Annotated in this window: 21 protein-coding genes and 5 pseudogenes; 13 read left to right on the forward strand and 13 right to left on the reverse strand. The window is 65.1% G+C overall.

Going from position 1 to position 26,761, the window contains the following annotated elements; all coding sequences use genetic code 11:
- From ABIA42_RS32625 to ABIA42_RS32635, 3 genes are all read left to right on the forward strand, one after another.
- Positions 1-387 carry a VOC family protein gene (locus ABIA42_RS32625; RefSeq protein ID WP_271527897.1) on the forward strand — a complete coding sequence of 129 codons (387 nt, stop codon included), beginning with the start codon at positions 1-3 and terminating at the stop codon, positions 385-387.
- 82 nt (positions 388-469) lie between these two features.
- A complete protein-coding gene (locus tag ABIA42_RS32630) occupies positions 470-709 on the forward strand; it encodes a hypothetical protein (protein ID WP_035671606.1) in 240 nt (79 codons plus the stop codon).
- A gap of 186 nt (positions 710-895) precedes the next feature.
- Positions 896-3,037, forward strand: a complete 2,142-nt coding sequence (locus tag ABIA42_RS32635) for an OmpA family protein (RefSeq protein ID WP_370117432.1) — start codon at positions 896-898, stop codon at positions 3,035-3,037.
- A 60-nt stretch (positions 3,038-3,097) separates the two neighbouring features.
- On the opposite strand, the gene ABIA42_RS32640 is transcribed toward ABIA42_RS32635, so the two are convergent.
- Positions 3,098-4,054 carry a homocysteine S-methyltransferase family protein gene (locus ABIA42_RS32640; protein ID WP_370117429.1) on the reverse strand — a complete coding sequence of 319 codons (957 nt, stop codon included), beginning with the start codon at positions 4,052-4,054 and terminating at the stop codon, positions 3,098-3,100.
- A 230-nt stretch (positions 4,055-4,284) separates the two neighbouring features.
- On the opposite strand from ABIA42_RS32640, the gene ABIA42_RS32645 reads away from it, so the two are divergent.
- Complete coding sequence (locus ABIA42_RS32645) at positions 4,285-4,905, forward strand: TetR/AcrR family transcriptional regulator (RefSeq protein ID WP_370117426.1); 621 nt, start codon at positions 4,285-4,287, stop codon at positions 4,903-4,905.
- Between the two features lie 98 nt (positions 4,906-5,003).
- On the opposite strand, the pseudogene ABIA42_RS32650 reads toward ABIA42_RS32645, so the two are convergent.
- The 9 genes and pseudogenes from ABIA42_RS32650 to ABIA42_RS32690 form a co-directional block, all read right to left on the reverse strand.
- A pseudogene (locus ABIA42_RS32650) lies at positions 5,004-6,765 on the reverse strand (alkaline phosphatase).
- A gap of 120 nt (positions 6,766-6,885) precedes the next feature.
- Positions 6,886-7,106: pseudogene (locus ABIA42_RS32655) on the reverse strand (argininosuccinate synthase); the annotation flags it as partial.
- Between the two features lie 75 nt (positions 7,107-7,181).
- Positions 7,182-7,724: a hypothetical protein gene (locus tag ABIA42_RS32660; protein WP_370117420.1), complete on the reverse strand. Its 543-nt coding sequence runs from the start codon at positions 7,722-7,724 to the stop codon at positions 7,182-7,184.
- A gap of 162 nt (positions 7,725-7,886) precedes the next feature.
- Complete coding sequence (gene argG, locus ABIA42_RS32665) at positions 7,887-9,224, reverse strand: argininosuccinate synthase (protein WP_370117417.1); 1,338 nt, start codon at positions 9,222-9,224, stop codon at positions 7,887-7,889.
- Between the two features lie 93 nt (positions 9,225-9,317).
- A pseudogene (locus ABIA42_RS32670) lies at positions 9,318-10,095 on the reverse strand (phosphatase PAP2 family protein).
- A 75-nt stretch (positions 10,096-10,170) separates the two neighbouring features.
- Positions 10,171-10,644 (reverse strand): hypothetical protein, encoded by a 474-nt coding sequence (locus tag ABIA42_RS32675; RefSeq protein ID WP_370117411.1) that lies wholly within the window; start codon positions 10,642-10,644, stop codon positions 10,171-10,173.
- A gap of 97 nt (positions 10,645-10,741) precedes the next feature.
- On the reverse strand, positions 10,742-11,944 hold the full coding sequence (rlmN, locus tag ABIA42_RS32680) for a 23S rRNA (adenine(2503)-C(2))-methyltransferase RlmN (RefSeq protein ID WP_370117408.1): 1,203 nt from the start codon (positions 11,942-11,944) through the stop codon (positions 10,742-10,744).
- 188 nt (positions 11,945-12,132) lie between these two features.
- Complete coding sequence (locus ABIA42_RS32685) at positions 12,133-12,825, reverse strand: invasion associated locus B family protein (RefSeq protein ID WP_370117405.1); 693 nt, start codon at positions 12,823-12,825, stop codon at positions 12,133-12,135.
- Between the two features lie 117 nt (positions 12,826-12,942).
- Positions 12,943-13,782, reverse strand: a complete 840-nt coding sequence (locus ABIA42_RS32690; RefSeq protein WP_271528958.1) for an SDR family oxidoreductase — start codon at positions 13,780-13,782, stop codon at positions 12,943-12,945.
- Positions 13,783-13,978: 196 nt separating this feature from the next.
- On the opposite strand from ABIA42_RS32690, the gene ABIA42_RS32695 reads away from it, so the two are divergent.
- Positions 13,979-14,953: an NADPH:quinone oxidoreductase family protein gene (locus ABIA42_RS32695; RefSeq protein WP_028180003.1), complete on the forward strand. Its 975-nt coding sequence runs from the start codon at positions 13,979-13,981 to the stop codon at positions 14,951-14,953.
- 238 nt (positions 14,954-15,191) lie between these two features.
- Here the strand turns inward: ABIA42_RS32695 and ABIA42_RS32700 are convergent, their stop codons facing one another.
- Both ABIA42_RS32700 and ABIA42_RS32705 read right to left on the reverse strand, forming a co-directional pair.
- Positions 15,192-15,581 carry a YkvA family protein gene (locus ABIA42_RS32700; protein ID WP_271528956.1) on the reverse strand — a complete coding sequence of 130 codons (390 nt, stop codon included), beginning with the start codon at positions 15,579-15,581 and terminating at the stop codon, positions 15,192-15,194.
- 100 nt (positions 15,582-15,681) lie between these two features.
- Positions 15,682-15,975 (reverse strand): annotated as a pseudogene (locus ABIA42_RS32705) (4a-hydroxytetrahydrobiopterin dehydratase); the annotation flags it as partial.
- Positions 15,976-16,125: 150 nt separating this feature from the next.
- Between ABIA42_RS32705 and ABIA42_RS32710 the strand changes: the two are divergent.
- Complete coding sequence (locus ABIA42_RS32710) at positions 16,126-17,571, forward strand: TAXI family TRAP transporter solute-binding subunit (protein ID WP_370117402.1); 1,446 nt, start codon at positions 16,126-16,128, stop codon at positions 17,569-17,571.
- Between the two features lie 186 nt (positions 17,572-17,757).
- A complete protein-coding gene (locus ABIA42_RS32715; protein WP_370117399.1) occupies positions 17,758-19,299 on the forward strand; it encodes an alkaline phosphatase in 1,542 nt (513 codons plus the stop codon).
- 107 nt (positions 19,300-19,406) lie between these two features.
- On the opposite strand, the gene ABIA42_RS32720 is transcribed toward ABIA42_RS32715, so the two are convergent.
- Entirely contained in the window at positions 19,407-19,790 is a 384-nt protein-coding gene (locus ABIA42_RS32720) for a response regulator (protein WP_370117396.1), read from the reverse strand.
- A gap of 179 nt (positions 19,791-19,969) precedes the next feature.
- Between ABIA42_RS32720 and ABIA42_RS32725 the strand changes: the two genes are divergently transcribed.
- The 6 genes and pseudogenes from ABIA42_RS32725 (at position 19,970) to ABIA42_RS32750 (ending at position 26,757) form a co-directional block, all read left to right on the forward strand.
- Positions 19,970-20,734, forward strand: coding sequence for a Crp/Fnr family transcriptional regulator (locus ABIA42_RS32725; protein WP_028180009.1), 765 nt, complete (start codon positions 19,970-19,972; stop codon positions 20,732-20,734).
- A gap of 96 nt (positions 20,735-20,830) precedes the next feature.
- Positions 20,831-21,547 carry a prolipoprotein diacylglyceryl transferase gene (locus ABIA42_RS32730; RefSeq protein ID WP_370117392.1) on the forward strand — a complete coding sequence of 239 codons (717 nt, stop codon included), beginning with the start codon at positions 20,831-20,833 and terminating at the stop codon, positions 21,545-21,547.
- Complete coding sequence (locus tag ABIA42_RS32735; RefSeq protein ID WP_370117389.1) at positions 21,528-22,958, forward strand: radical SAM protein; 1,431 nt, start codon at positions 21,528-21,530, stop codon at positions 22,956-22,958. The genes ABIA42_RS32730 and ABIA42_RS32735 overlap by 20 nt, the downstream gene beginning before the upstream one ends.
- Positions 22,955-23,245 (forward strand): hypothetical protein, encoded by a 291-nt coding sequence (locus tag ABIA42_RS32740; RefSeq protein ID WP_370117386.1) that lies wholly within the window; start codon positions 22,955-22,957, stop codon positions 23,243-23,245. The genes ABIA42_RS32735 and ABIA42_RS32740 overlap by 4 nt, the downstream gene beginning before the upstream one ends.
- A gap of 234 nt (positions 23,246-23,479) precedes the next feature.
- Positions 23,480-25,307: pseudogene (typA, locus tag ABIA42_RS32745) on the forward strand (translational GTPase TypA).
- Between the two features lie 202 nt (positions 25,308-25,509).
- On the forward strand, positions 25,510-26,757 hold the full coding sequence (locus ABIA42_RS32750) for a flavin monoamine oxidase family protein (protein ID WP_370117380.1): 1,248 nt from the start codon (positions 25,510-25,512) through the stop codon (positions 26,755-26,757).
- Positions 26,758-26,761: the final 4 nt, after the last annotated feature.

Raw genomic sequence — 26,761 nt, forward strand, 5'->3', positions numbered from 1 at the left:
ATGATCGACCATCTGGGTATCTCGGTCTCCGACTATGAACGAGCGAAAGCGTTCTACACGACGGCGCTGGCGCCGCTCGACTACAGCCTTGTCATGGAGGTCACGGCAGAGCAGACCGGCCACGCTTCCGCCGCAGGCTTCGGCGCCGAGGGCAAGCCCGATTTCTGGATCGGCGGCGAAGGCGCCATGAACAAGCCGGTGCATGTCGCCATTCGCGCCAAGGACCGTGCCACGGTCGACGCCTTCTACAAGGCCGCAATCGCGGCCGGCGGCCGCGACAACGGTTCGCCCGGCATCCGCCCCCATTACCATCCGAACTATTACGGCGCGTTCGTGCTCGACCCTGACGGCCACAATATCGAGGCCGTCTGCCACGCGCCGGAATAGGACCACTTCGAGGCGACGTGACGAGGAACATCAGAGCCGCATCGTCGTTGTCGTTCTCTGGACAACGATCTCGATGATGCCGATGCCGATCGAACCGCCCGAGATTCCGCCGTCGACACCAGGCACGCCAACTGAGCCGCCGCCCGGAATCCCCCCTGGCAATCCGCAGCCTGAGATCACACCACCGGTCCGCGAGCCAGGCGAATCACCGCGCCCCGACGAATTGCCGGGCCACGTGCCCGAAGAGATTCCATCGCGCGGTCCGAATGGGCCGCTCACTCCGAATCCTGCGACAGATGCAATGCCGCGGGATCACGCATGAACTCTCCAATCACATGTAAGGCGATTGCAACCAGCATCTGAATGCGCAATGAACGTCGCCATAGTGAGATGATTTGCGTGCAGAAATAAATCGGGCTGCGGCTGCATCGCCTGCCACAATGCGGCCTAACGCGTAGCTGTTCATCCCGACACTTCGTCAAAGAACCTTCCGGGGAAGTTCAACACCATGACCAACCTTCGTTTCGTGCTGCTTGCGACGACGGCTCTGACCGCGATGCAATTGGCAAACACCGCATCGCATGCGCAGGACGCTTCGCCGCTCGTTGTCGCGCAGGCCCAGCCTCAAGAGACGGGCCCTGACGGAAAACCGAAGCAGCCGCCGAAGGGACCGCCGGCGGCGGCTCCGCCTGCAGCACCCGCGCGCCCGGCGGCACCACCGCCCGCGGCTGCGCCGCCCCATCCGCCCGCCGCGCCCCCGCCGGCAGCCGCACCGCCGCGTCCGGCAGCGCCGCCACCGCCACCGCCTCCACCTGCGGCCCGTCCGGCGCCCCCACCTCCGCCTCCGCCTGCGGCCCGTCCGGCACCTCCGCCGCCCCCGCCGCCGCCGGCCGCTCCGAAGCAGCCTGCGCCGCCTCCGGCTGCGGCTCCGCAGCAGCATGCTCCGACACCGCCTGCCGCGCGCCCGGCGCCCACGCCGCCAGCACCGCCGCCTGCCGCGCCGAAGCAGCCTTCGCCGCCTCCCGCCGCGGCTCCGCAGCAACACGCGCCCACACCGCCGCCGCCTGCGGCTCGCCCGACTCCGACGCCACCTCCTCCAGCGGCTCCTTCGGGACGGCCCGCGCCGGCGCCCACGGCAACACCCCCTGCTCCGACAGCAGCGCCCACGGCTCGCCCGGGCGCACCTGCCCCGGCGACCACACCCGCACCGACTGCGACCCCGACCCCCGGCACGACGTCGCCCGGCGTGCGTCCCGGCACGCCCCCGGCTGCAGAATCGCCTGCTCCCGGTGCCACACCCGCTCCGGCGGCCACGCCGGCACCAGGCGGCGTCACTCCGACGACACCGCCCGGACGTCCCGGGACAGCACCGACGCCTGCACCCGGCGCGACCCCAGCCACGACGCCGACGCCCGGTCCTCAAGGTGGTACGCCGCCTGCGGGCGCACCCGCTGCCGGCACTCCGCCCGCGTCACCGCAGGCTGGCGCTCCGGCCCGCCCACCGGCGCCTCCGGCCGGCGCTGCGGCGCCAACGGTCGTTCCCGGCACGCCGGCCGCAGCGCCGCCGCCGAACCGGGCGCAATACGCCCCGCCCACGGTGACGCCGGCCTTCCGGGCCGCTCCCACGGTTGCAGCACCGCTGCCGCCTCCGCCGCGTCCGCCGCAGCGTGACCTGACGCCGCTCGCAGTTGGTGCGGGCGTGGTGGCCGGCGCCGTGATCGGTGCCACCATCGCCGATCTCCATAACCAGCGCCGCGAGACCGTCGAAGGCGGCCGCACCGTCTACACCGAGCCGGACCGCATCATCGTCCGCGATCCGGGCGGACAGGCCTATGTCCGCGGCAACGATCTCTATCGCTTCCGCTATGGGGCCCGCGACATCCGCACCGACACCGTCGGCGGCGAAACCCGCACCGTCGTGATCCGTCCCGACGGCAGCGAGATCATCACCGTGGTAGGCACCGACGGCCGGCTGATGCGGCGCATCCGAAGAGACCCCGCTGGGCGCGAGGTCATCATCATCGACAACACCTATCGCGATCCGCGGTCGGTCGGTGGCTTCTATGTCGACCTGCCGCCGCCGGTCGTCAACATGCCCTATGATCGCTACATCGTCGATGCCGAGGATGCCTCGCCGGACCTGATCTACGAGACCATGGAGGCACCGCCGGTGCAGCGGATCGATCGGCGCTACTCGCTCGACGAAATCCGCTACAGCCCCAATGTTCGCATGCAGATGCCGAGCATCGACGTCAACACGATCAACTTCGAGACGGGATCGTGGACCATCCCGCCGGACCAGGCGGCCCGGCTGCAGGCGATCGCCGACGGCCTCAACCGTGCGATCCAGCGCAACCCGCGCGAGGTGTTCCTGATCGAGGGGCACACCGACGCGGTCGGCAACGAGGTCGACAATCTGTCATTGTCGGACCGTCGTGCGCAGTCCGCGGCTGAATTGCTGACGCAGCAGTTCGGTGTCCCGGCGGAGAACCTGACGTCGCAAGGCTACGGCGAGCAGTATCTGAAGGAGCAGACGCAAGGACCGAGCGTGATCAACCGGCGCGTCACGGTCCGCCGCATCACGCCGCTGCTCAACGGCGGCCAGGCCTCGCTGCCGCCGCCCCCGCCCGGCACTGCGCCGCCGCGCTGAGGCACAAGCCACAAACGCAAATGGCCGGGAGCGATCCCGGCCATTTCATTTTGCAATGTATCACGCACTCATCGCTTCTGGCGGCAGGCAGGCCTCGCAGACGGCCGCGACGTGCCGGTGATCGGTGCCGCAACAGCCGCCGAGAAGCCGCATTTGCGGAAACGCGCGCCTGAGCGAGAGGTAACGGCGGCCGAGATCGACGGGATCGCCGCTGTCGAGCGTCTCCGATTCGTCGAGCTCGGCATGGCTCTTGATCGACGCGTTGGCCCTGATGCCGTGGATGCGCTGGACCCACGATTCGCCGGCCGCGAGCGCGCTGTCAAAATGGGCCGGATGCGCGCAGTTGATCAGGAAATATTCGCAAGCACGGTCCGTTGCGTCGTCGACCGCTTCGATCGCCTCGCGCAACGACTCGCCCCTGACGAGGCGGCCATCGGTCTCGACCGTGAAGGAGATCGCGACCGGAATGTCCTGCGTCCTGGCTGCACGCACCACGCCGACGGCTTCGTTGATGCTGTTCAGCGTGAATGCAGTTACCATGTCGGCGCCCGCCTCGGCGAAGGCTGCGATCTGGGCCGAGTGGTAGACCTCCGCCTCCGCCGCGCCCATGTTGCCGGCCTTGTAGCCGTCGCCACGCGGACCGATCGCACCGTTGATCACGCATGGGGTGCGAGGCGATTCCCATGTGCTGCGCAATTCATCGAGAAAACGAATGGCGCCCATGTTGACGGCCTTGAGCCCGGCCGCATCGTAGCCGAGCTTGACGCCCCAATCAGGGTTGGCGCGCCAGGTCGGACTGTCGAGCACGAAGCCGAGTCCATGCTGCCGCGCGATGCGAAGATAGGCTTCGTAGTACCGCTTCAGATGCGCGCGACCATCCGCGCTGTCCAGCAGCACGAATGCCGCGAAGTGCGGCAGCTCCAGCCCTTGGTGGAAGATCAGGGTGGTTTCCATGCCGCCATCGGTCAAGAAGATGCCGCCGCGGTGCTGCGGCAGATCGTGCCTGTATTTGGCCATTGATCGCTCCTTCGCTTGGCGCCAGGCGCTCCACTTCGGTCGCGGCGCGGCGCCTTCGGTCTCGCGCAAGTGGTGCCGCATAATGTCGCGCCGCTCTAGAAGTCTGATGGTGCGGCTGAACCTCCACCTCCAAACAGATACAAAATCAGAGACTTACGCGGAGCGCCGGGAGCGGCGCGGATTTCGCACGCGGCGGATTCCACACCGTTGGTACGGTTTTGGAGGGATCGATGGGAAAGGGCGAAGCGACGCGCGAACGCATTCTCGAGATCGCGGAAGCGGCGGTGCTCGCAAAGGGCTTCGGCGCGACCTCGATCGAAGAGGTCATCGCCGAGGCCGGACTGACCAAGAGCGGATTCTTCTATCACTTCAGGGACAAGAACGCGCTCGCGCGGGAGATGCTGCGCCGCTATGTGGAGACGAACGATCGCCTGTTCGAGGAGATCTTCCAGCGAGGGCGTGAGCTCTCGGACGATCCGCTGCAATCATTCCTGATCTCGCTGAAGCTGCTGGCCGAGGTCATGGCCGATCTGCCCAACGGCCATCCCGGGTGCCTGATCGCCAGCATCTGCTATCAGGAGCGCCTGTTCGACCGCGAGGTCCGTGATCTGACCGCGCAATCGGTCCGGAGCTGGAATGCGCACTTCCGCGAGATTTTCGACGGCATCGCCGCAGTCTATCCGCCTCGCGAGCCGGTGGACCTCGACGATCTCGCAGAGATGATCTCGTGCGTGGTCGACGGCGCGATCATCATGTCGAAGACACTCAACGATCCGAAGCGGCTTGAGCGGCAGATCCTGCTCTTCCGCAGCTGTGTGAAACTGGTCTTCGCGCCGCCCCCCTCATCGTGAAATGCATGTGATGTGAGCGAGCCAGGGCCGGACCGACTTGCTGCGCCCGTTTGCGGGAGAAGTGCAACCGGGCCGCGGTTCGCAATCGAACCGCTGTATCATTGCCCCGCAGCCAATCCCAACGCGTCGGCCATGACACGAAACACGTCGGTATTGTCCATCGAGCCGTGCACGCGCTCGCTGCCCGGTCCGGTCGCGGTCAGGATGACGTCCTCGCCCGAATGCACGCTGGCGCCGATCATCGCCGAAAGATTACCGGGGCGCAGCACCGCGCCCGGAACGTCCTTGTATTTGTCGTTGGCCTTGAAGGTCCCGTCGGCGTCGGCCTTGACGGTCGGCTCGTTGGGATTGTCCAGCTTCGGACGGAACGTCTCGTAGTGATCCGGCAGACTGGCGGAGAAAATGGCCAGCCGGCGGCTCACGTCGATGCGCGCCGGATAACCTTCCGCGTCAGGAGCCGGATAGTTGGGAAATCCAGCCCGATCGTAGACGCCGACGCGCTCGCGCAAGGGAACGTTGGGCACGGTGGCCATGTCGTCATTCACCGTGCCGACGAGGCTGTTGGGATGATTGTGGTCCGCCAGCACCAGGATGAGGGTGTCGTCGCCGCGCGCCCGCGCCCATTCTCGCGTCTGACGCACCGCATTGTCGAGCATGATCGTGTCGTAGACGGCCCGCTCCATGTCGAGCAGATGTGCATATTTGTCGATCATTCCGGATTCGACCATCAGGAAGAAGCCGGCCTCATTCCGCGACAGCAGTTGCAGCGCTGCCTGCACCTGCTCGGTCAGGTCGGGCTGCTCAGGAAATTTCTTGACGCCGCCACCCTTCAGGAATTTGCGGTCGAGCACACCGTCCATGTTGCCGGTGGCGAACAGGCCGAGCAGCCTGGCCGTCTCGGGCTTTGCCGAGAGAGCGCCGAGCTCGCTCGCGGTGGTCGCCACCTGATAGCCTGCATCGCGGAACCTGGCGATGTAGTCGGTCTCGTCCTTGCGTTTCGAGCCGGAGGCCGACTTCGGCAGAAAATTCGCGCTGCCGCCGCCCATCAGGACATCCGGCTTCGCCGCAAAGAACTGCTCGACGATCTCGTCGTAGGCGGCACGGCGGCGCGTGTGCGCAACCATCGCCGCCGGCGTCGCGTCTTCGATCTCGGTGTTGGTGACGACACCGATCGCCATGCCGTGCCGCCTCTTGGCGAGGCTCGTGATGGTCTCGACCCGGGGATCGTCGAACGGGCTTGCGGTGCGGTCCGCATAGACGCCAAGGGCGTTGACGGCGCTCTTGTGCCCGGTCGCATAGGCACTGGCCGCGTTCGCGGAATCGGTGACGATCGAATCCGAGCCGGCGGTTGCCACCAGCGCCATGTGAGGCATGTCGTCGATGGCGAGCTTGCCGCGGCTCTTGCCCTCCGAAATGCCCTTGGACAGGATTCGGGCTGCGACACGGTGCGCCGGCGACATGCCGTCGCCGATGAAGAGGATGACGTTCTTCGCCTTGCGCGGCCCTGTGTCGTAGACCGTCCATGTGACGCTGTGCTGGCCCACGCCGTCGCTCACGTCGACGACGACGTTGCCTGGCCTGGTCAGCGTGACGTCGCGCAGGATCAGGGCCGACTGATCCTTGCCGTCCTCGCGCTCGATGAAGGTTCCGGCACGGCCGAACGCGGTCGCATAATCCGCCCCGTTCACCGTCACCTTCAACCTGGCGGGATCGATCGACCGGCCCGGGGAGCTCGACCTTGAAGTCGAATTTGGCTCCGGCCAGGATCTCGGCACGATCGATCGGATAGATCGTCTGCGCCGACAGGGATGATGCCCAACAGAGGACGATGAAAGAGGCGAGTGCCGATCCCCTGACCATGCTCGATGCTCCGCAATCCGGTTTCCGACAGGAACGGGAAGCGTAGCGTTCGAGAATGACACCGTCATTAAATTCGCTGGACCCGGATCGAGCGAAGCGCAATCCGGGCTCGCGGAAGGCTCAGCCCTTGTCGCTCTCCAGGCGGAAGATCTGCGAGCCTTCGCTGCCCGAGAGCAGGCCGGTGTCGCTGTAGAGCTTCAGCTTGGTGCGGGTGTCGGCGATGTCGAGGTTGCGCGCATGGTGAGCTGCCCGATGCGGTCGGCCGGCGTGAAGGCGGCGTCCTCCACCTTCTCCATGCTGAGCCGCTCCGGCGCATAGGTGAGGTTGGGGCTCTCGGTGTCGCCGGTGACGGCGCGGGCCTGCGTCACTGCACGCCGGCGCGGCCGCACCGCGTACATCTTCAATGGCAATGGAAGTTACAACTGCTGACTCTGCCCTTTAGTTTGCTTGACGTAAGTTTCTGATCCTAGCGAGAGGATATCTCTGAGAAGAGGATCTGATCCATGAGCAGACACGAAGTCCAACATGCTTTCAACGGCCGGCTGCCAACAAACATGATCGATGTGCTTCGAAAAAAGTGCACGCCCAATCTTTGACGCCTCATGGTCAAGATTCCACAGCTCCGAATTTTTTTCTTCGGCAGGTATCACATCACCAAACCACGAGAATGCAGATCTGGCTCGCCTACCGTGCTCGTATTCGGGCTGGCCTTGAAATTCACTAAGATACAATATTCGAAACGGGTCGAGACGGCCGACTAGTGCGGCGCATGAATTCTCTAGCAAAACCCGGGCAAAGAAAGGGCCTAGTGCCGTCGCTTCATCGGAATCTTCCTCGGTAAGAATTCTTATCGCTCTGGAAGCGAACGCTTCAACCGATTGAGTTAGCTGCTGAAGCGCGACCTTCGCGCGACCCTCAGCAAGAGGCTCACCGCAAATCAGTCGTCCAATATCCGGCATGTGAAGTAGCTCGCGATCAATATACGCTAAAGCACAACATACACGAGAGATATTTTCCACCACAACCTTAGTCGCAGCGAATGAGCGCTTCGTCCCCAAGGGGGAGGGCGCTTGCACCGCGAAGACAGCTCGCTCAGTGCTGCACAGCACGCACAGCGTGCCTCACCCCTTGTCGCTCTCCAGGCGGAAGATCTGCGAGCCTTCGCTGCCCGAGAGCAGGCCGGTGTCGCTGTAGAGCTTCAGCTTGGTGCGGGTGTCGGCGATGTCGAGGTTGCGCATGGTGAGCTGCCCGATGCGGTCGGCCGGCGTGAAGGCGGCGTCCTCCACCTTCTCCATGCTGAGCCGCTCCGGCGCATAGGTGAGGTTGGGGCTCTCGGTGTTGAGAATCGAATAGTCGTTGCCGCGGCGCAGCTCGAGCGTGACTTCGCCGGTGACGGCGCGCGCGACCCAGCGCTGCGCGGTCTCGCGCAGCATCAGGGCCTGCGAGTCGAACCAGCGGCCCTGATAGAGCAGCCGGCCGAGACGTATGCCGCTGATGCGGTACTGCTCGATAGTGTCCTCGTTGTGGATGCCGGTGACGAGGCGCTCATAGGCGATGTGGAGGAGCGCCATGCCGGGCGCCTCGTAGATGCCGCGGCTCTTGGCCTCGATGATGCGGTTCTCGATCTGGTCGCTCATGCCGAGGCCGTGGCGGCCGCCGATCACGTTGGCTTCGAGGAACAGCGCGACGGGATCGGAGAAGGTCTGGCCGTTCAGCGCCGTGGGCTGGCCTTCCTCGAAACGCACCACGACCTTCTCGGCCTTGACGTTGCAGTCGTCGCGCCAGAACGGCACGCCCATGATGGGGTTGACGATCTTGATGCCGCTGTCGAGGCTCTCGAGATCCTTGGCCTCGTGCGTGGCGCCGAGCAGGTTGCTGTCGGTCGAGTACGCCTTCTCGGCGCTCATCTTGTAGGCAAAGCCCTGCGCGGTCATGAACGCCGACATCTCGGCGCGGCCGCCGAGCTCGTCGATGAACTGCTGGTCGAGCCAGGGCTTGTAGATCTTCAGGCCGGGATTGGTCAGCAGGCCGTAGCGGTAGAAGCGCTCGATGTCGTTGCCCTTGAAGGTCGAGCCGTCGCCCCAGATGTTGACGCCGTCTTCCTTCATCGCCGCAACCAGCATGGTGCCGGTCACCGCGCGCCCCAGAGGCGTGGTGTTGAAATAGGTGATGCCGCCGGTGGAGATGTGGAAGGCGCCGGACTGGATCGCGGCGATGCCCTCATGGACCAGCTGCGTGCGGCAATCGACCAGGCGCGCCTTCTCGGCACCGAACTCCATCGCCTTGCGCGGGATCTCGTTGTAGTCGGCCTCGTCAGGCTGGCCGAGATTGGCGGTGTAGGCGTAGCAGCGCGCGCCCTTCTGCTTCATCCAGAGCAGCGCCGCGCTAGTGTCGAGGCCGCCCGAAAACGCGATGCCGACTTTCTCGCCCTTGGGCAGGCTTTTCAGGATCGTGGTCATGGGGCTTCCAATCGGGTCTCAAGGGCTGGTGAAGGTGCGAACTTGACCGCGCGAATATCAAATTTCGCAGGGCTCGGCACCCATTATAATCGCTTAAACCGACGGCTCGGGACCGGTCTTGCGGCCGAACAGGCGCTGGCGGAGCCGGTAGCCGGGCATGCTCAGCCGGGTCAGGGCGGCATCGACCGCCTCATCCGAAAACCGCGTCCGCGGCCAGCGGTAGATCAGCGCGTAAGCGAACCAGATCACGACGAAGGTGACGAGGCCGGCGATGGAAACGTCGGTGAAGAAGTGGCCGCCGAAGGCCATGCGCAGCCCGCTGGTCAAGGCGCCGAACACCACGGCGGCGGCATAGGCGAGCGGCCGCCACGCGGGCGGGGCCAGCGCGGCCGGCCGCCAGCGTCCAGAAGGCCGTCGCCCCTTCGCCGGAGAAGAACGAGCAGTTGCGCCCGCAGCCGCCCCGCGGATCCCACCACGGCACGAACTGCTGATCGCCGGCAAACTCGGTCACCACTACCGGACGCGGACGGCCCCAATAGGTCTTGAACGTCAGGTTGGTCAGAATGCCGGCCGACATGGTCAGCGTCACCAGCAGAAAGATGACGGTGCGCCCCGGCACCATCAGCGGCCGGTCGGGCCGGACCATCTTGACCACGAGCGTGACGATCGACGGCAGCGCGAACGCCCAGGCGATCCACATCGCCGCGTCACGCGCGAAGCCGGCCCAGCCGTTCAGCTTGAGCGGGAATGTCTTCGTGGCGGGATCGAAGAACAGCGCAGCGAGCTTGAGATCGAGCTCGGGATAGAGGCCGAAGACGACGCCGATCACGAGCCACAGCGCCAGGGCGATGAAAAGTCCAGTCCGGTTCATGGCGCGCGGTTTAGCGGAGTGGTGCGGAGATGAAAACCCTGGAATCGGCGTGACTCATCGCGCGTCCGGTCGCGACTATGACGGCAACGGCGGAGGCGGTCGACGCGCGGGCGGCGGATTGCGCCAGGCGCCGGCGTTGCGGCCGGCGATCAGCCAGTAGACCACGCCGGCAACGATGCCGGCGCCGGTCATGATCTCCAGGTGACGGCGCACGATGCCCTCGAACTGGAAGGTGTCAGCGTGGAAGGGAACGAGACCGAGATAGCAGGCGAGCCCCACGACGCCGCCGCCGACGGCGTAGGCGAGCGCGCTGCGGATGTAGAGCGCCTCGGTGATCGCGACGATCACCGCCGCCGGCACAAGGGCGAAACCGGAGACGAAGATAAAACCGAAGCCGAGCAGGATGTCGATCGTGCCCTGATCGACGGGGCCGGCGCCGAGATCGGAGAATTCCGGAAACAACAGCGCAACGACGACGATCATGCCGCCGACGAAGCAGGCGGCGAGGAAGCCGATGAAGATGACGACGAGGCGGCCGATCAGGGACATGACGCAAACGAATTGGTGACCGGCAGCGGCACCAGGCCCCTGGTCGTCATGCCCGGGCTTGACCCGGCCACGACGCGCGTGGAGACAGTCGCCATTCTCAATCCGTCATCGCCATGGCGCGGAGCGCCTGGCGCTCGCGTGCGCTGAGCTTTTCGGTCTCCGACTTGAGCTGGCCGCAGGCGGCGAGGATGTCGCGGCCCCGCGGGGTGCGCACCGGCGAGGAATAGCCGGCGTTGAAAATGTATTCGGAGAACTTCTCGATCTGGTCCCAGTCTGAGCATTCATAGGCGGTGCCGGGCCAGGGATTGAACGGAATCAGGTTGATCTTGGCGGGAATGCCCTTGAGCATCTTCACCAGCAGTTTCGCATCCTCGAGCGAATCGTTGACGCCCTTGAGCATCACATATTCGAAGGTAATGCGGCGCGCGTTCGAGGCGCCGGGATAGTCGCGGCAGGCCTGCAGCAGCTCCTTGATCGGATATTTCCGGTTGAGCGGCACCAGCTCGTTGCGCAGCTCGTCGCGCACCGCATGCAGCGAGATCGCGAGCATGACGCCGATCTCCTCGCCGGCGCGCACGATGTTCGGCACCACGCCGGAGGTGGACAGGGTGATGCGGCGGCGGGAGATGCCGATGCCTTCATTGTCGCCGACGATGAGCAGCGCATCGCGCACCGCGTCAAAATTGTAGAGCGGCTCGCCCATGCCCATCATCACGATGTTGGTGACGCGGCGCGTGCCGTCCTCGCGATCGGCCCAGTCGTTCAGGCGATCGCGCGCGACCATCACCTGTCCGACGATCTCGCCGGCGGTGAGATTGCGCACCAGGCGCTGCGTGCCGGTGTGGCAGAAGGAACAGTTCAGCGTGCAGCCGACCTGCGAGGAGACGCACAGCGTGCCGCGGTCGGTCTCGGGGATGTAGACGCATTCGACTTCATGCGCCTTCTGGACATTGTCGCCGCTCGGCAGCCGCAGCAGCCATTTGCGGGTGCCATCGTTGGAGATTTGCTCGGCCACGACCTCGGGCCGGTCGACCGTGAAATGCTGTGCGAGATCGGCGCGAATGCCCTTGGAGATCGAGGTCATCTCCTCGAAGCTCTGGGCGCCGCGGAAATAGATCCAGTGCCACAGCTGCTGCACGCGCATCTTGCGCTGGGCCGGAGCGACGCCGATCTCGCCGAGGCGATCGGCAAGCTCGGTGCGCGACAAGCCGATCAGCGACGGTTTTGCCGGCGGTACATAGGTTTCGAGCGGAGTCTTCTCCACCAGGGTTGCGTTGTGCGGCTCGGTCGTCGGTTGCATCGAAAGGACCTGGGATTACTGCTGTTTGAATTCGTCATGCCCGGGCTTGACCCGGGCATCCACGTCTTTCGTCAATCGCGGTTGCGCGTGGATGGCCGGGTCAAGCCCGGCCATGACGACCGAAATTGTGGAACCGCCTCTATATAGCAACCGGAACTGCCGATTGCGACCGTGGCCGTTGCCTAGCCTTACCGCTTGCAGTCCTGGGCGATCTTGTCGAGCGCCTGGGCGAGGCCCTTCAGCGAGAAGGTGTCGGTCGTCTCCGTGCCCTTGGCCGAGACGCCCTTGACCACGAGGTCGGCGGATTTGCGCATGGCTTCGACCATCCGCTCCTCCTCGGCCGCGTTCTTGATCCAGAGGCCGTCTCCCTGCGTGTACATCGCGAAGGAGGCGCCGCCGACCTCGACGGTCGATTCCGAGCCCGGCTTCAGCGCGTAGCCGATCATGACCGAGACTTCGTTGTTGACCTTCTCCGCCGGCCGGGTCGAGACGAACGCATAGGCGGGATCACGCGGCCGGTTCGGCGGATTGGTCTTCGACGACGAAGGCTTGGCCAGCGCGAAGCAGACCTTCTTGCCATTGGGCGTGGCCGCATATGCCCCCCAGGTGCCGAACTGCCCGATCAAGGTCGGCTCAGCGCCACCCGCAACTCCCGCGGGCGAGGCCGCCGGTTTGCTCTCGGGCTTCGAAGCCCCCTTTGCGGTCGTATGGGCCGGCAACGCCGCCGGCTTCGGGGTCGCCTCTTTTGGAGCAGACTCTTTTGGAGCAGACTCTTTTGGAGCAGACTTGGGCGCAGGTTGCGCCGTCTGCGCCCGCGCGGAATCGGCGATTCCCCCGGCCATGACGCCAGTCATCAAAGCTAAAATCAGCACCCGCCACATGCTCGGAGTGGTTCCCTCAATATTGTGACTGGAAGATGGCCCGACTGCGCTTTGTCCCCGGGCAGGGATAGCCGGGAAAGTCCAATTTGGGAAGGCAGTTAGCTGTATCGGCTGCGGCTAGGCCCTTGATCGCGCGGCGCGTTGCTCGGCCCATTGCGCCTCGGTCCAGCCAAGCAAATCCTCGGCGCCGGAACTGCGCAAATGCGCGCCGCCGTCGATCGCCACCATCTCGCCATTGATGTAGCCGGCACGGTCGGAGACCAGGAAGCTGGCGAGATCGGCAAGCTCGCTATGCTCGCCGGTCCGCCCCAGCGGGTTGCGCGCGGTCCAGCCTTCGTCGCGGCCCTCGGGGCGGAGCTGCCCGGACGCCCCGGCGGTCGGAAACGGACCGGGCGCGATCGCGACGGTGCGGATGCCCTTCGGGCCCCACTCCACCGCAAGGCTCTTGGTCATCGCCAGCAGGGCGGACTTCGCCATCGCCGACGGAACCGTGAAGGCGCGGCCGGTGATGGTGGAGGTCGAGAGGATCGACAGCACGACGCCGCCATGCTTGCCGGCGATCCAGCGCCTGCCGGCGGCGAGCGTGCAATACATCGCGCCATGCAGCGTCGGCGCCAGGATCGCATCCGCGGCGCGGAAGGAGAGATGCTCGCTCTGTGCGATGAAGGTCGCGGCGGCATTGTTGACGAGGATGTCGAGCGGCGCCTCGCGCCAGATCTGATCCATCATGCTGTCGACGGCCGCGCCGTCGCGAATATCGCAGGTGATCGTCGTGACCTTGCCACCCGTCTGCTCGCGCATCTCGCGCGCCGTTGCTTCCAGCCGGTCGAGCTTGCGGCCGCAAATCACGATCTCTGCACCGAGCGCGAGGAAGCGACGGCCCATCGCCGCGCCAAGACCCGAGCCACCGCCGGTGACGAGGATGCGCTTGTTCTTGAGCAGGCCCGTTTCAAACATCGTTTGAATCCTCGCTGTTGCCACACACTCAGTCATTGCGAGCCACCGGGTCCGCGCGCAGCGCGGCCCCGGTGGCTCGCAATGGCGAGGATAGGCCGAACATTGCGTCCAGCAAAGAATCCGGATTGTCGGGCCGCACTAAATCCGGCAGAAACGGGCCAACTATAATTCCACTCGAAATGCCTCAGGTGCTGCCATGAAAGCCATCCTCTGCTCGCAATATTGCCAGCCCGACGATCTCGTTCTGGCCGAGGTGCCGGATCCGGTGGCGGGTCCCGGCGAAGCCGTGATCGCGATCAAGGCGGCGGCGCTGAACTTCTTCGACATCCTGATGATTCAGGGCAAGTACCAGATCAAGCCGCCGTTCCCGTTCTCGCCGGCTGCGGAAGTCGCCGGCGTGATCGAGAGCATCGGCCCGGGCGTGACCGATCTGAAAGTCGGCGACCGCGTCGTCGCCTCCTGCGGCCACAACGGCGCGCGCGAGAAGATCGCGCTGCCTGCGGCATCGATCGTGAAGATCCCCGACAATCTCGACTACGACCGCGCGGCCGGCATCATCATCATCTACGGCACCGCGCTGCATGCGCTGGAAGATCGCGCGAGCCCGAAGCCCGGCGAGACGCTCGCGGTGCTCGGCGCGGCCGGCGGCACCGGCCTCGCCGCCTGCGAGCTCGGCAAGCTGATGGGCCTGAAGGTGATCGCCTGCGCCTCGTCGGACGAGAAGCTGGAATTCGCGAAAGCGCATGGTGCCGAGCTGACGCTGAACTACGCCAAGGAAGATCTGAAGGAAGGCCTGCGCAAGCTCACCGGCGGCAAGGGCGTCGACATCATCTTCGATCCGGTTGGTGGTGCTTACGCCGAGCAGGCGCTGCGCTCGATCGCATGGGAAGGCCGCTTCCTCGTCATCGGCTTTGCCGCCGGCGACATCCCCAAGATGCCGCTGAACCTCGCGCTGCTGAAAGGCTGCGACATCCGCGGCGTGTTCTGGGGCGCCTGGACCCGACTCAACCCGGCCAAGAACCGCGCCAATCTGGAAAAGCTCGTGAAGTGGACGGCGGAGGGCAAGATCTCATCGCATGTCGATCGCATCTTCCCGCTGGCCCAGACCGCGGACGCGCTGAAGGTGCTCGCGGGACGTCAGGCGATGGGCAAGGTGATCCTGCATCCGTGAGGATGTTGTGGCGGAAGCGCGTTTGTCGCGACCTGCACGCCACACACTCACTGTCATCGCCCGCGAAGGCGGGCGATCCAGTACTCCGTGACGTCAGTGACTGAACCGAGATGCCGCGGCGTGCTGGATTCCCGCTTGCCGCCTTCGCTAAAGCTTCGGCGCCCCTGGACCTCAACCCCGGCGAAGCCTTGGCGTAGCCGGGTCGCGGGGAATGACTGCGCGCTCGCGGTGAGCGCGCCTAAGCTTCCGCTTCTTCTTCCGCCTCCTCCACCCCGCGCTTCAGCGCGGCACGGGCGGCCTCGCGATGCTCGTTCGTGATGTGGCTGGCGACCATGCGGATGGCAGTGGCGAGCACAGCGGCGTCATCGGCGAAGCCGAGGATCGGCATCACGTCCGCGACGAAGTCGAGCGGCAGGATGAAGTAGGCGATCGCCCCGAGCAACGAGGCCTGGACGTGGCGCGGCGTCTGCCGGTCGAACGCGCAGTAATAGGCGGCAAGCAGGTCTTCCGCGAACGGCAGGTGCGCGGCGACACGCTTCAGCTTGCGCCAGAAGCGACGGCGCACGCTTTCGCGATCTTCCGCGAGCCGATCGGCCGGCTCGAAGCCGACGCTATGCTCGGCAGCCATGCTCAAAAACTCCCCGTTCTGCCGGAGGCGGAGGGTCGTCCCGTCCCGGCTGATCACAAGATGGGGATGCGGCCGATCCCTGCAAGACGTCAGCTCGATGTCAGCCTGCGATGGTATTCATCGCCTTGGCCAGCGCGATGTCGCGCGTGGTGACGCCGCCGGCGTCGTGGGTCGACAGCACCACCTCCACCGTCTTGTAGACGTTGCGCCATTCGGGGTGGTGATCCATCTTCTCGGCGACCAGCGCGGCGCGGGTCATGAAGCCGAACGCCTCGTTGAAATCCCTGAAGACAAAGATCTTCCCGATGGCGTCGCGGCCTTGGACCTCACTCCAGCCCGGGAGTCCGCCCAGCGCCTGCCTGCGCTCGTCCGCCGAGAGCCGTTCTGCCATGGTCGTCTCCGTCTTTTTGGGGGAACTTTACTCTAACACCGCGCCGGCGCCCCGGGTTCATACGGGATTTCCTGCATCCGCTAACCATGACGGAGATGTAACCCCGCCGGACAAGAAATTTGCTACAATACCGGCGGTAAATCGCCGGCCAAGATGAAACTGAGCCTGAAGCGCCTGTTTGGGAGATCGATGACCGGGGGATTGGACCTGGCCGAAGCGCCCCCTCCGCCTTCGCCGCGATCCGCGGCGCGGAAGACGGCGCTCGTGTCTCTGGCACTCGTGCTTGCGATCGTCGGCGCGCTCGCCGGCGGCTATTACTTCGCGATGCGTCCGGTGACGCTCAAGATCGCGGTCGGCCCTGCCAACAGCGATGACATCAAGGTCGTGCAGGCGCTGACGCAGGCCTTCACCCAGACCAAGGGTCAGGTACGGCTGCGGCCGTTCCAGACCGACGGCGCCACGGCCAGCGCCGACGCGCTCGCGGAAGGCAAGGTCGATCTCGCCATCGTGCGCGGCGACGTCGACGTGCCCAAGAACGCGCAAGCGGTCGCGACCCTGCGCAAGAACGTCGTGGTGCTGTGGTCCGTGCCGGCCAAAGGCAAGAAGCGGGGCCCGAAGATCACCAAGATCGCACAGCTCGCCGGCCATCGCGTCGGCGTCGTCGGCCGCACGCAGGCCAACGTCAATCTGCTCAAGGTGATCCTCCAGCAGTACGGCATCGATCCCGCCAAGGTCGAGATCGTGCAATTCCCGGCGAACGAAGCCGCCGAGGCGATCAAGTCGCAGAAGGCCGACGTCTATCTCGCGGCCGGCCCCGTCAACAGCAAGATCACGTCGGATGCGATCGCCGCCTCCACCAAGGATTTCGGCGCGCCCACCTTCCTCGCGATCGATTCGGCGGATGCGATCGCGCAAAACCATCCGGTCTACGAAGCGTCCGAGATCCCCGCCGGCACCTATGGTGGCTCGCCTGCTCGCCCGGAGGACGAGGTGAAGACCATCAGCTTTTCGCACCACATCGTGGCGCGGAAAGGCGTGGCCGAAACCACCATTGCGGCGTTCACGCGCCAGCTCTTCGCCGTGCGCCAGCAACTGGTCACGGAATTCCCGCTCGCGGCGAAGATCGAAACGCCTGATACCGACAAGGATGCGGTGATCCCGGTGCATCCGGGTGCGGCCGCCTTCGTCGACGGCGAGGAAAAGACCTTCCTCGACAAATACAGCGATTACATCTGGTGGAGCCTGATGGCGCTTTCCGCCATGGGCTCGATCGGCGCCTGGTTCGCCGGGTACCTGAAGAAGGACGAGCGCGACAGCAACAATCATCAGCGCGAGCGCCTGCTCGACATGATCGCCGCTGCGCGCAAATGCGAGACGGCCGAAGAGCTCGACCAGATGCAGACCGAGGCTGACGACATCCTGCGCGATACGCTGCGCTGCTACGATCACGGCGCGATCGAGGAAGGCGCGCTCACCGCCTTCAACATCGCACTCGACCAGTTCCACTCTGCGGTCGCCGACCGCAAGGCGTTGCTGATGAGCTTGCCGCAGAACCTGCAGCGCGCCGGCGCGCAGTTCAGGGCCGCCGGCAACGCGTAGGCGCTTGCCTGCGTAATGGCTGCGTCACATTGTCTCGATATAGCTCCCACTGTCATTCCGGGATGGTCCGAAGGACCAGACCACAGGTGCGCAATTGCGCACCGGGGAATCTCGAGATTCCGGATTCGCGCTTCGCGCGCTCCGGAATGACAGCGCGAGATGCGCGCAACACAGCGAGCCATCTTCATGAACATCAAATTCTCCCGCCGCCGCTTCCTCGCCACCAGCGCCGGTGCGCTCGGCACGATGGCAATGCCGTATCTCTCGCGCGCGGCCGATCGTCCGGCGGTCACTCATGGCGTGCAGTCTGGCGACGTCACGGTCGATGGCGGTGTGGTGTGGGCGCGTACCGACCGGCCGGCACAGATGCTGGTCGAGGTGGCGACGACTGATACGTTCAGGGATGCCCGTGCGCTGCCGCCGATCGCGGCGCTGCCCGAGAGCGACTTCACGGCAAAAATGCTGCTGGAGAATTTGCCGGGCGGCCAGGACATCTTTTACCGCGTCCGCTTCCGCGATCTCTCCCACAGCGCGGTCGGGGGCGAGCCGGTGGTCGGCCGCTTCCGCACCGCGCCGGCCGACCGCCGCGACGTCAGCTTCGTCTGGGGTGGCGACGTCGCCGGCCAGGGCTGGGGCATCAATCCCGATGACGGCGGCATGTTCACCTTTTCGGCGATGCGCAAGCACCGGCCGGATTTCTTCCTGCACTCCGGCGACACGATCTATGCCGACGGTCCCATCCAGTCCGAGGTGAAGCTCCCCGATGGCAAGGTCTGGAAGAACGTCACGATCCCGGAGAAGGCCAAGGTCGCGGAGACGCTGGACGAGTACCGCGCCGCGCACAAATACAATCTCACCGACGAGAACCTCCGAGCCTTCAATGCCGAAGTGCCGATCTTCGTGCAGTGGGACGACCACGAGGTGACCAACAACTGGTCGCTGTCGAAGGAGTTGCCGGCCGCCTACAAGGTGAGGGACATCTCGCTGCTCGCGGCCCGCGCGGGGCGCGCCTTCCACGAGATGTATCCGATGCGGGAAAGCATCGTGGAGCCCGGCCGGGTCTATCGCCAGATCGCCTACGGCCCGCATCTCGACGTGTTCGTGCTCGACGAGCGCAGCTATCGTGGCCCGAACGGGCCCAATCTCGAGACCGCTTACGGCCCCGCCAGCTACTTCCTCGGGCCGGACCAGATCGCCTGGCTCAAGCGCGGTCTCTTGAATTCGCGCGCGACATGGAAGGTGATCGCGTCGGACATGCCGATCAGCCTGATCGTCTCGGACACGCCGAAGGGTGGCTCGGAAGCCATTGCACAGGGCGACGGTCCGGTGCGTGGTCGCGAGTTCGAGATCGCCGACATCCTCCGCTTCATCAAGATGGCGCCGATCACCAACACGGTATGGCTGACCGCGGACGTGCATTACGCCGCCGCGCATTATTACGATCCGAACAAGGCGCAATTCCAGGAGTTCGAGCCGTTCTGGGAATTCGTGTCGGGTCCGCTGCACGCCGGTACGTTCGGTCCGAACGCGCTCGACAACACCTTTGGCCCCGAGGTTCGCTTCGTCAAGGCACCGGGCAAGGAGAGCCAGAACCTGCCGCCGTCAGCGGGCATGCAGTTCTTCGGTCACGTCAAGATCGACGGCGCCTCGGGTCAAATGACGGTGACCCTGCGCGACCGCGCCGACGTGGCGCTGTGGTCGACCACGCTCGACCCGAAGCAAAGCTGATGGCTAAATCAGGATGGATTTGGTTGAATCAATGCGCGCTCCAGGGCCCGGTTCACCTCTCCCAAAGGGACGACGGACAGGCCCGTCGAAACTTGCTTCATCGCGCTTTAGCCAACGACGCGTAGCTTGAGCGCCGCTTCCAGCGCATCGCTCGAACACGGTTTCTGCAGCCGCGGCCGGCCCGCCAATGCGGGCGGAATGCGCGCCTCGGCGCCATAGCCGGTGACGAAAACGAACGGAACCTTCAGCGCGGTCAGCCGCTCGGCGATCGCAAAGCTGGTCTCGCGGATCAGCTCGACATCGAGCAGCGCGAAGTCGGGCGTGCGCTTCGCAATGGCGTCCAGCGCCAGCGTCACCGAACCGACGGTCCGCACGCCGGTCACGCCAAATCCGAGCAGACGGTCCTCGAAATCGATTGCGATGATCGGATCGTCCTCGACGATCAGAACATCGGCCGGCCAGCCTGAGCCGTTGGAAAGTGCGGGTGCCATGATCGCATCTTGCGTTGGGGTTTTGGGATCAGGACTGCCGCGACACGATGCCTGCGCGTAGCGCATCGGAGGGTTCCCGGAACGAAACTCACCACATCATCGTTGTTCAGTCTGTCCACTTGTGCACACAGGGGATGCACGGAACTCGCTAAGGTGGGAGGACGGACGGGAGTTTCACGATGGATGCGCGTATCGGCAAGGTCACCGAGGTCGAGAGCCGGCCGGCCAACAATCTGCTGCGGCGCTTGAGCCAGGCCGACTACGGGCTGCTTGCGCCGCACGTGACTGTCGAAGACTCCGCAGCGGGCCAATTGCTCTACAATCCCGGCGATGACGTGCAGGTCGTCCACTTCCCCTGCGGGCCGTCGCTCGCGACCTTCCTCGTCCCCAACGAGGACGGCCGCGACGTCGAAACCATTCTGGTCGGCCGCGAAGGCGCGGTGGGCGGCATCGTCAGCGAGGGATTCCTGCCGGCCTATACCCGGATCTGCGTGAAATTCGGCGGACCGTTTGCGCGCGTTCACGTTGCCAAGCTGGAAGCGGCCAAGCTGCGCTCGGCGTCGCTGCGCAACATCTTTGCCCGCTATGCCGATTGCATGCTGGCCCAGATCTTCCAGTCGACCGCCTGCAACGCGATCCATTCGATTGAACAGCGTACCGCCAAATGGATTTTGGCGGCGATGGAGCGGACCGGTGACGAGACCAGTGTGCCGCTGACCCACGAACAGCTCGCGACGCTGCTCGGGGTCGGGCGCAGCTATGCCAGCCGCGTGCTTCAGTCATTCAAGGCGGAGCGGATACTCGACACAAGGCGCGGTTCGATCCTGGTTCTCAGCCGCGATGGCCTGAAGCTGCGCGCCTGCCTGTGCAATGATGCCGTGAAGATGCATTTCGAGGAGGTGCTGCGCGGCGTCTATCCAACCGAGGAGCGGGAGGCCGGATAGCGACCGGGTCTCTTTCCTTCTCCCCCCCGCAAAGGAGAGAGCACGAAAATGCGCGGCGCGCTGTTTGGAGCGTGATCGTGCTATACTCTTCCCCGCATGAGCGGGGCTTTCCTTCACACTCTCTTCGACATCGCGGCGTGGCTGGCGGCCGCAGCGGCCGTCTACTGGCTGGCGCGACAGGGCTTGCAGTTTCCGGCGCAATCCTTCGAGCTGCCCTATATCGCTGCGCTGGTGTTCGGCGCCGGCATTGGCGCCTATCTGTTCGGCTCTGCCAATCTGTGGCTTTCGGGTCAGAGCGGCATTGCGCGCTCGGTCGAGGGCGCGCTGGCCGGCGGCATCGTGGCGATCGAGCTCTACAAATGGTCCGCAGGGATCGCGATACGAACTGGAGCCCGGTTTGCGCTGCCGCTGGCGCTCGGCATCGCGATCGGCCGCCTCGGATGCTACTTCGCGGGCCTCGAAGACTTCACCTACGGCACGCCGACGGCGCTGCCTTTCGGCCATGATTTCGGCGACGGCGTCCTTCGCCATCCCGTGCAGCTCTACGAGAGCGCAGCCATGGCGGTCTTCGCGATCCTCTATGTCGTGGCGGCCTTGAACCGAAACGCCTTTGCGATCACCAATGGTTTCTACCTCGTTCTCGCCTATTATGGAGCGCAGCGCTTCCTGTGGGAATTCCTCAAGCCCTACGGCACGCTGGTCGGTCCTTTCACGCTGTTTCACCTGCTGTCGCTGTCCATCCTGCTCTACGCCGCATTCATGCTGGCGACGGCGGCCAAAGCGAGATCCCTGCATGAACGCGCCGTTGCGTAAGTCGCGTCCCTACATCTTCTGGGGCCAGACCCAATCCCTTTGCGAGACCTGCCTGAAGCTGGTGCCGACCAAGATCCAGATTTTTGGCAACGAAGTCTGGTACGAAAAGCGCTGCACGGAGCATGGCGTTCAGTCGACGCTGGTGTCGACGGACGCGGCCTATTGGCGACTGTGCAAGGATTTCATCAAGCCGGGCGACCGGCCGCTGCAAATCCAGCACCGGACCGAGTTCGGCTGCCCCTATGACTGCGGCCTCTGTCCCGACCACGAGCAGCATTCCTGCCTGGCGCTGATCGAGATCACCGAGCACTGCAACCTCACCTGCCCTGTCTGCTTCGCCGAATCCTCGCCGGCACGGACGAAATTCACCCCGCTCCCGACGGTGGAGAAGATGCTCGACGCGCTGGTCGCGAGCGAAGGCGAGCCGGATCTCGTGCAGATTTCCGGTGGCGAGCCGACATTGCATCCTGATTTTTTCGAGATCCTGGACGCGGTACGCGCCCGCCCGATCCGCCATGTCATGATCAACACCAACGGCCTGCGCATCGCCCGCGAGAAGGACTTTGTGGCGCGGCTCGCAGAGAACAAGCGCGGGCTGGAGGTCTATCTCCAGTTCGATTCGCTTCAGCGCGATGCGCTGATCGATCTGCGCGGCGCGGATTTGCGAAAAATCCGCCAGCAGGCGCTGGAAAATCTCGAGCATTATGGCGTGTCGACCACGCTGGTCGCGACCATCAAGCGCGGCGTCAACGACGCCGAGATCGGCGACATCGTGCGCCACGCGCTGACTTGGAAGTGCGTGCGCGGCGTCACGCTGCAGCCGGTGCAGGATGCCGGGCGCAACGAGAATTTCGACAAGGCCACCGACCGCATCATGCTGTCGGAGATTCGCAGGCGCGTGATCGAGACCGGCGTGTTCGGCGACAAGGACATGATCCCGCTGCCCTGCAACCCTGAAAGCATCTCGATCGGCTACGGCCTGCGCAACGGCGAGAAGGTGCTGCCGCTGACCTCACTGATCCCGCAGGAGCAGCTGGTTGCGGTGATGCCCAACACCATCAGCCCGGAAAAATATCCGATGCTGCGGGAGAAATTCGTCGATCTGTTCTCGCTGTCGTCGGGCCCGCTCAACACTTCCAAGCGCGTCTGCGAACTCTTGTGCTGCCTGCCGAGCTTCGAGGTGCCACAGGGCCTCACTTACGAAAACGTCTTCCGCGTCACCATCGTGCAATTCCTCGACCGCTTCAATTTCTGCGTCGGCAACGTCAAGCGCAGCTGCATCCATTTCGTGACGGAGCAGGGCGCGATCATTCCGTTCGACACCTACAATTTGTTCTATCGGAACGGACAGATCGACGGCATCCGCGCCGGGTTGGCCGCTCAGGCGACCGAAGGAGCCTTGCAGGCATGAGCATCAGCGACACACCGCCGCCCGCGCCTCCCGTTCCGCCGCCGCCTCCGCCGACGCAAAAGCGCAGCGGCTGCCTGACCGCGCTCATGGCGATCTTCGGGATCATCCTGCTGCTGCCGGGTGTCTGTGCGCTGCTCTTCGGCGGAATGTCGGTGTTCGAGGACGGCCGGATCGCGCCCGACATCGCGCCGCTGGTTTTTCTGGGGGTCGTCATCGGCATCGGCGGCGTTGCCCTGATCTGGGCAGCCATCAAGGGGCGGCGCGGTCAAGCCCGTCCAGGCGCCTAAGCCCCGGAGATTCCCGGACAAAATTCAGTCAACCAAGGGCCAAAGAACACATTGTTTTTTGGCCGTTTTTGCATATATTGCGCCGCAACGCGCAGGGCGCCCGGTATGACCGGGCTTCCTTTTTGGGCGCAAAGCGCCCTGTCTCCAGTCTTTCAGCGTTGTTTCGAGAAGAGGTCCCGGTCCGACCGGCGAGATCGCGCTTAACCCATTGTTCGACCGCAAAGAAGCTCACTCATGAACCTTCGTAACGTCGCCATCATCGCCCACGTCGACCACGGCAAGACGACCCTGGTCGACCGTCTCCTCCAGCAATCCGGCACGTTCCGCGAGAACCAGAAGGTGACCGAGCGCGCCATGGACTCCAACGACCTGGAGCGCGAGCGCGGCATCACCATCCTGGCCAAGGCGGCCTCGGTGCAGTGGAAGGACACCCGCGTCAACATCGTCGACACCCCCGGCCACGCCGATTTCGGCGGCGAGGTCGAGCGCATCCTCAACATGGTGGATGGCGCCCTGGTGCTGGTCGACGCCGCCGAAGGCCCGCTGCCGCAGACCAAATTCGTGGTCTCCAAGGCGCTGAAGGTCGGCCTGAAGCCGATCGTCGTCATCAACAAGGTCGACCGCCCCGACGCGCGCCCGACCGAAGTCATCAACGAGGTGTTCGACCTGTTCGCGGCGCTCGACGCCAGCGAGGAGCAGCTCGACTTCCCGATCCTGTACGGGTCGGCCAAGCAGGGCTGGATGGCCGAGAGCCCGGAGGGTCCGAAGGACAAGGGCATGGAGCCGCTGTTCGACCTGATCCTGCGCCACGTCGCGGCGCCGAAGGTCGAGGAAGGTCCGTTCCGGATGATCGGCACCATCCTCGAAGCCAACCCCTATCTCGGCCGCATCATCACCGGCCGCATCTCTTCCGGCACGCTGAAGCCGAACCAGCAGGTCAAGGTGCTGAACGCCGACGGCAAGCTGGTGGAGTCCGGACGCATCACCAAGATCCTGGCGTTTCGTGGCCTCGAGCGCACGCCGCTCGATGAAGCCGAAGCCGGCGACATCGTCGCCATTGCGGGCCTGACCAAGGGCACCGTCGCCGACACCTTCTGCGACCCGACCGTCGACATGCCGTTGCCGGCGCAGCCGATCGATCCGCCGACCGTGTCGATGTCGTTCATCGTCAACAACTCCCCGCTCGCCGGCACCGAAGGTGACAAGGTGACGAGCCGCATGATCCGCGACCGTCTGTTGCGCGAAGCCGAGGGCAACGTCGCGCTGCGTGTGGTCGAAGCTGCCGACAAGGACGCGATGGAAGTCTCGGGCCGCGGCGAATTGCAGCTCGCGATCCTGATCGAGACCATGCGCCGCGAAGGGTTCGAGCTCTCGGTGTCGCGCCCGCGCGTGGTGTTCCAGAAGGACGAGGCCACCGGCGCCACCATGGAGCCGATCGAGGAGGTCGTGATCGACGTCGACGAGGAGCATTCCGGCGTCGTCGTGCAGAAGATGAGCGAGCGCAAGGCCGAGCTGATCGAGATGAAGCCGTCCGGCGGCAACCGCCTGCGTCTGGTGTTCTACGCGCCGACCCGCGGCCTGATCGGCTACCAGGGCGAGCTGCTCACCGACACCCGCGGGACCGCGATCATGAACCGCCTGTTCCACGGCTACGCCCCCTACAAGGGCGAGATCCAGGGCCGCCGCAACGGCGTCCTGATCTCGAACGACCAGGGCGAGGCGGTGGCCTACGCCATGTTCAAGCTGGAAGACCGCGGCCCGATGATGATCGAGCCGGGCTGGAAGGTCTACAAAGGCATGATCGTCGGCGAGCACACCCGCGACAACGATCTCGAGATCAACGTGCTCAAGGGCAAGCAGCTCACCAACATCCCGCACGACCTCGAAGGACGAAGCGGTGCGCCTGACCCCGCCGATCCGCATGACTCTGGAAAAGGCCCTCGCCTATATCGAAGACGACGAGCTCGTCGAGGTGACCCCGAAGTCGATCCGCCTGCGCAAGAAGCACCTCGACCCGAACGAGCGCAAGCGCGCGGAAAAGGCCAAGGAAGCGGTGGCGTAAGGCCATCGTTCTCTCGTGCCCCCGACGCAGCGCAACACGATAGTGGTGCGCTGCCGAGCCGGGGCCCAGATACTCTCAGCACCACGCATCACCTGGGTCCCGGCTCTGCGCCGCACCGCTGCGCGCTGCAGCGCGTCCGGGACACGAGAGCTGCATACTTGACTGGCTTCAGCACTCTTCGCGAACGTGCTAGAGCCCGCCCATGACCTCCCTCCCCTCCTCCGTCGACGTCGCGATCATCGGTGCCGGTGCCGCCGGCCTTGGCGCGGCGCATGCGCTGGCGGGCTCCGGCCTCTCCGTGATCGTGCTGGAGGCCCGTGACCGGCTCGGCGGCCGGGCCTGGACCGTGCAGGCCTCGCCCGAGGTGACGTTCGACGTCGGCTGCGGCTGGCTTCACTCCGCGGACAAGAACTCCTTCGTGCCAATCGCGCGACAACTCGATTTCGAGGTCAACAAGGACCTGCCGCCCTGGCGTGAGCGCGCCTTCGGCAATGCTTTTCCGCAAGCCGAGCGCGACGACTTCATGTGCGCGATGGACGCGTTCTACGAGCGCCTGTGGGAAGCCGCGCAAAAGGGCAAGGACGAACCCGCGAGCCTGAGCCTCGAGGCCGGCAATCGCTGGAATCCCATGATCGACGCGATCTCGACCTACATCAACGGCTGCGAACTCAAGGATATGTCCACGCTGGACTGGGACGCCTATGAGGATACTGGCCTCAACTGGCGCGTCCGCCGCGGCTATGGCGCGCTGGTTGCAGCGTATGGGGCACCCTGCCCGGTGGCGCTGAACTGCAACGTTACGCTGATCGACCACTCCGACAAGCGCCTACGCCTAGAGACGTCGCAGGGCACGCTGACCGCGGCCAAGGCGATCGTCACCGTACCGACCAATCTGATCGCCGAGGAGGCGATCCGCCTCTCGCCGCCGCTCCCCGCCAAGGTCGAGGCCGCAGCCGGCCTGCCGCTGGGCGTCGACGACAAGGTGACGCTGGCGCTCGATGACGCCGAAGCCTTTCCGAAGGAGGCCAATCTGCGTGGCGCCACCATGCGGACCGACATGGGCACCTACCACATCCGCCCCTTCGGCCAGCCCTGCATCGAAGGCTTCTTCGGCGGCAGCTTTGCGCGCGAGCTGGAAGAGGCCGGCGACGGCGCCATTGCCGCGCAGAGCATCGACGAGATCGCCGGCTTCCTCGGCAACGAGATCAGGCGCAAGCTGAGGCCACTCTACGAGTCGCGCTGGGCGCATGATCCGCTTGCGAGAGGCTCCTATTCGCATGCGCTACCGGGTCACGCGGGGGATCGCGCAGTGCTGGCCGCACCGGTGGATGCCCGGCTGTTCTTCGCGGGAGAAGCGACATCGCCGACTTTCTTCACGACGGCGCATGGCGCGCGGGACAGCGGCGAGCGGGCGGCGAAGGAAGTGCTGGCGGCTTTGGGCGGTCCGTAACCGC

The sequence above is a fragment of the Bradyrhizobium sp. USDA 327 genome (assembly GCF_041262065.1).
In the GTDB taxonomy this organism is placed as follows: Bacteria; Pseudomonadota; Alphaproteobacteria; order Rhizobiales; family Xanthobacteraceae; genus Bradyrhizobium; species Bradyrhizobium liaoningense.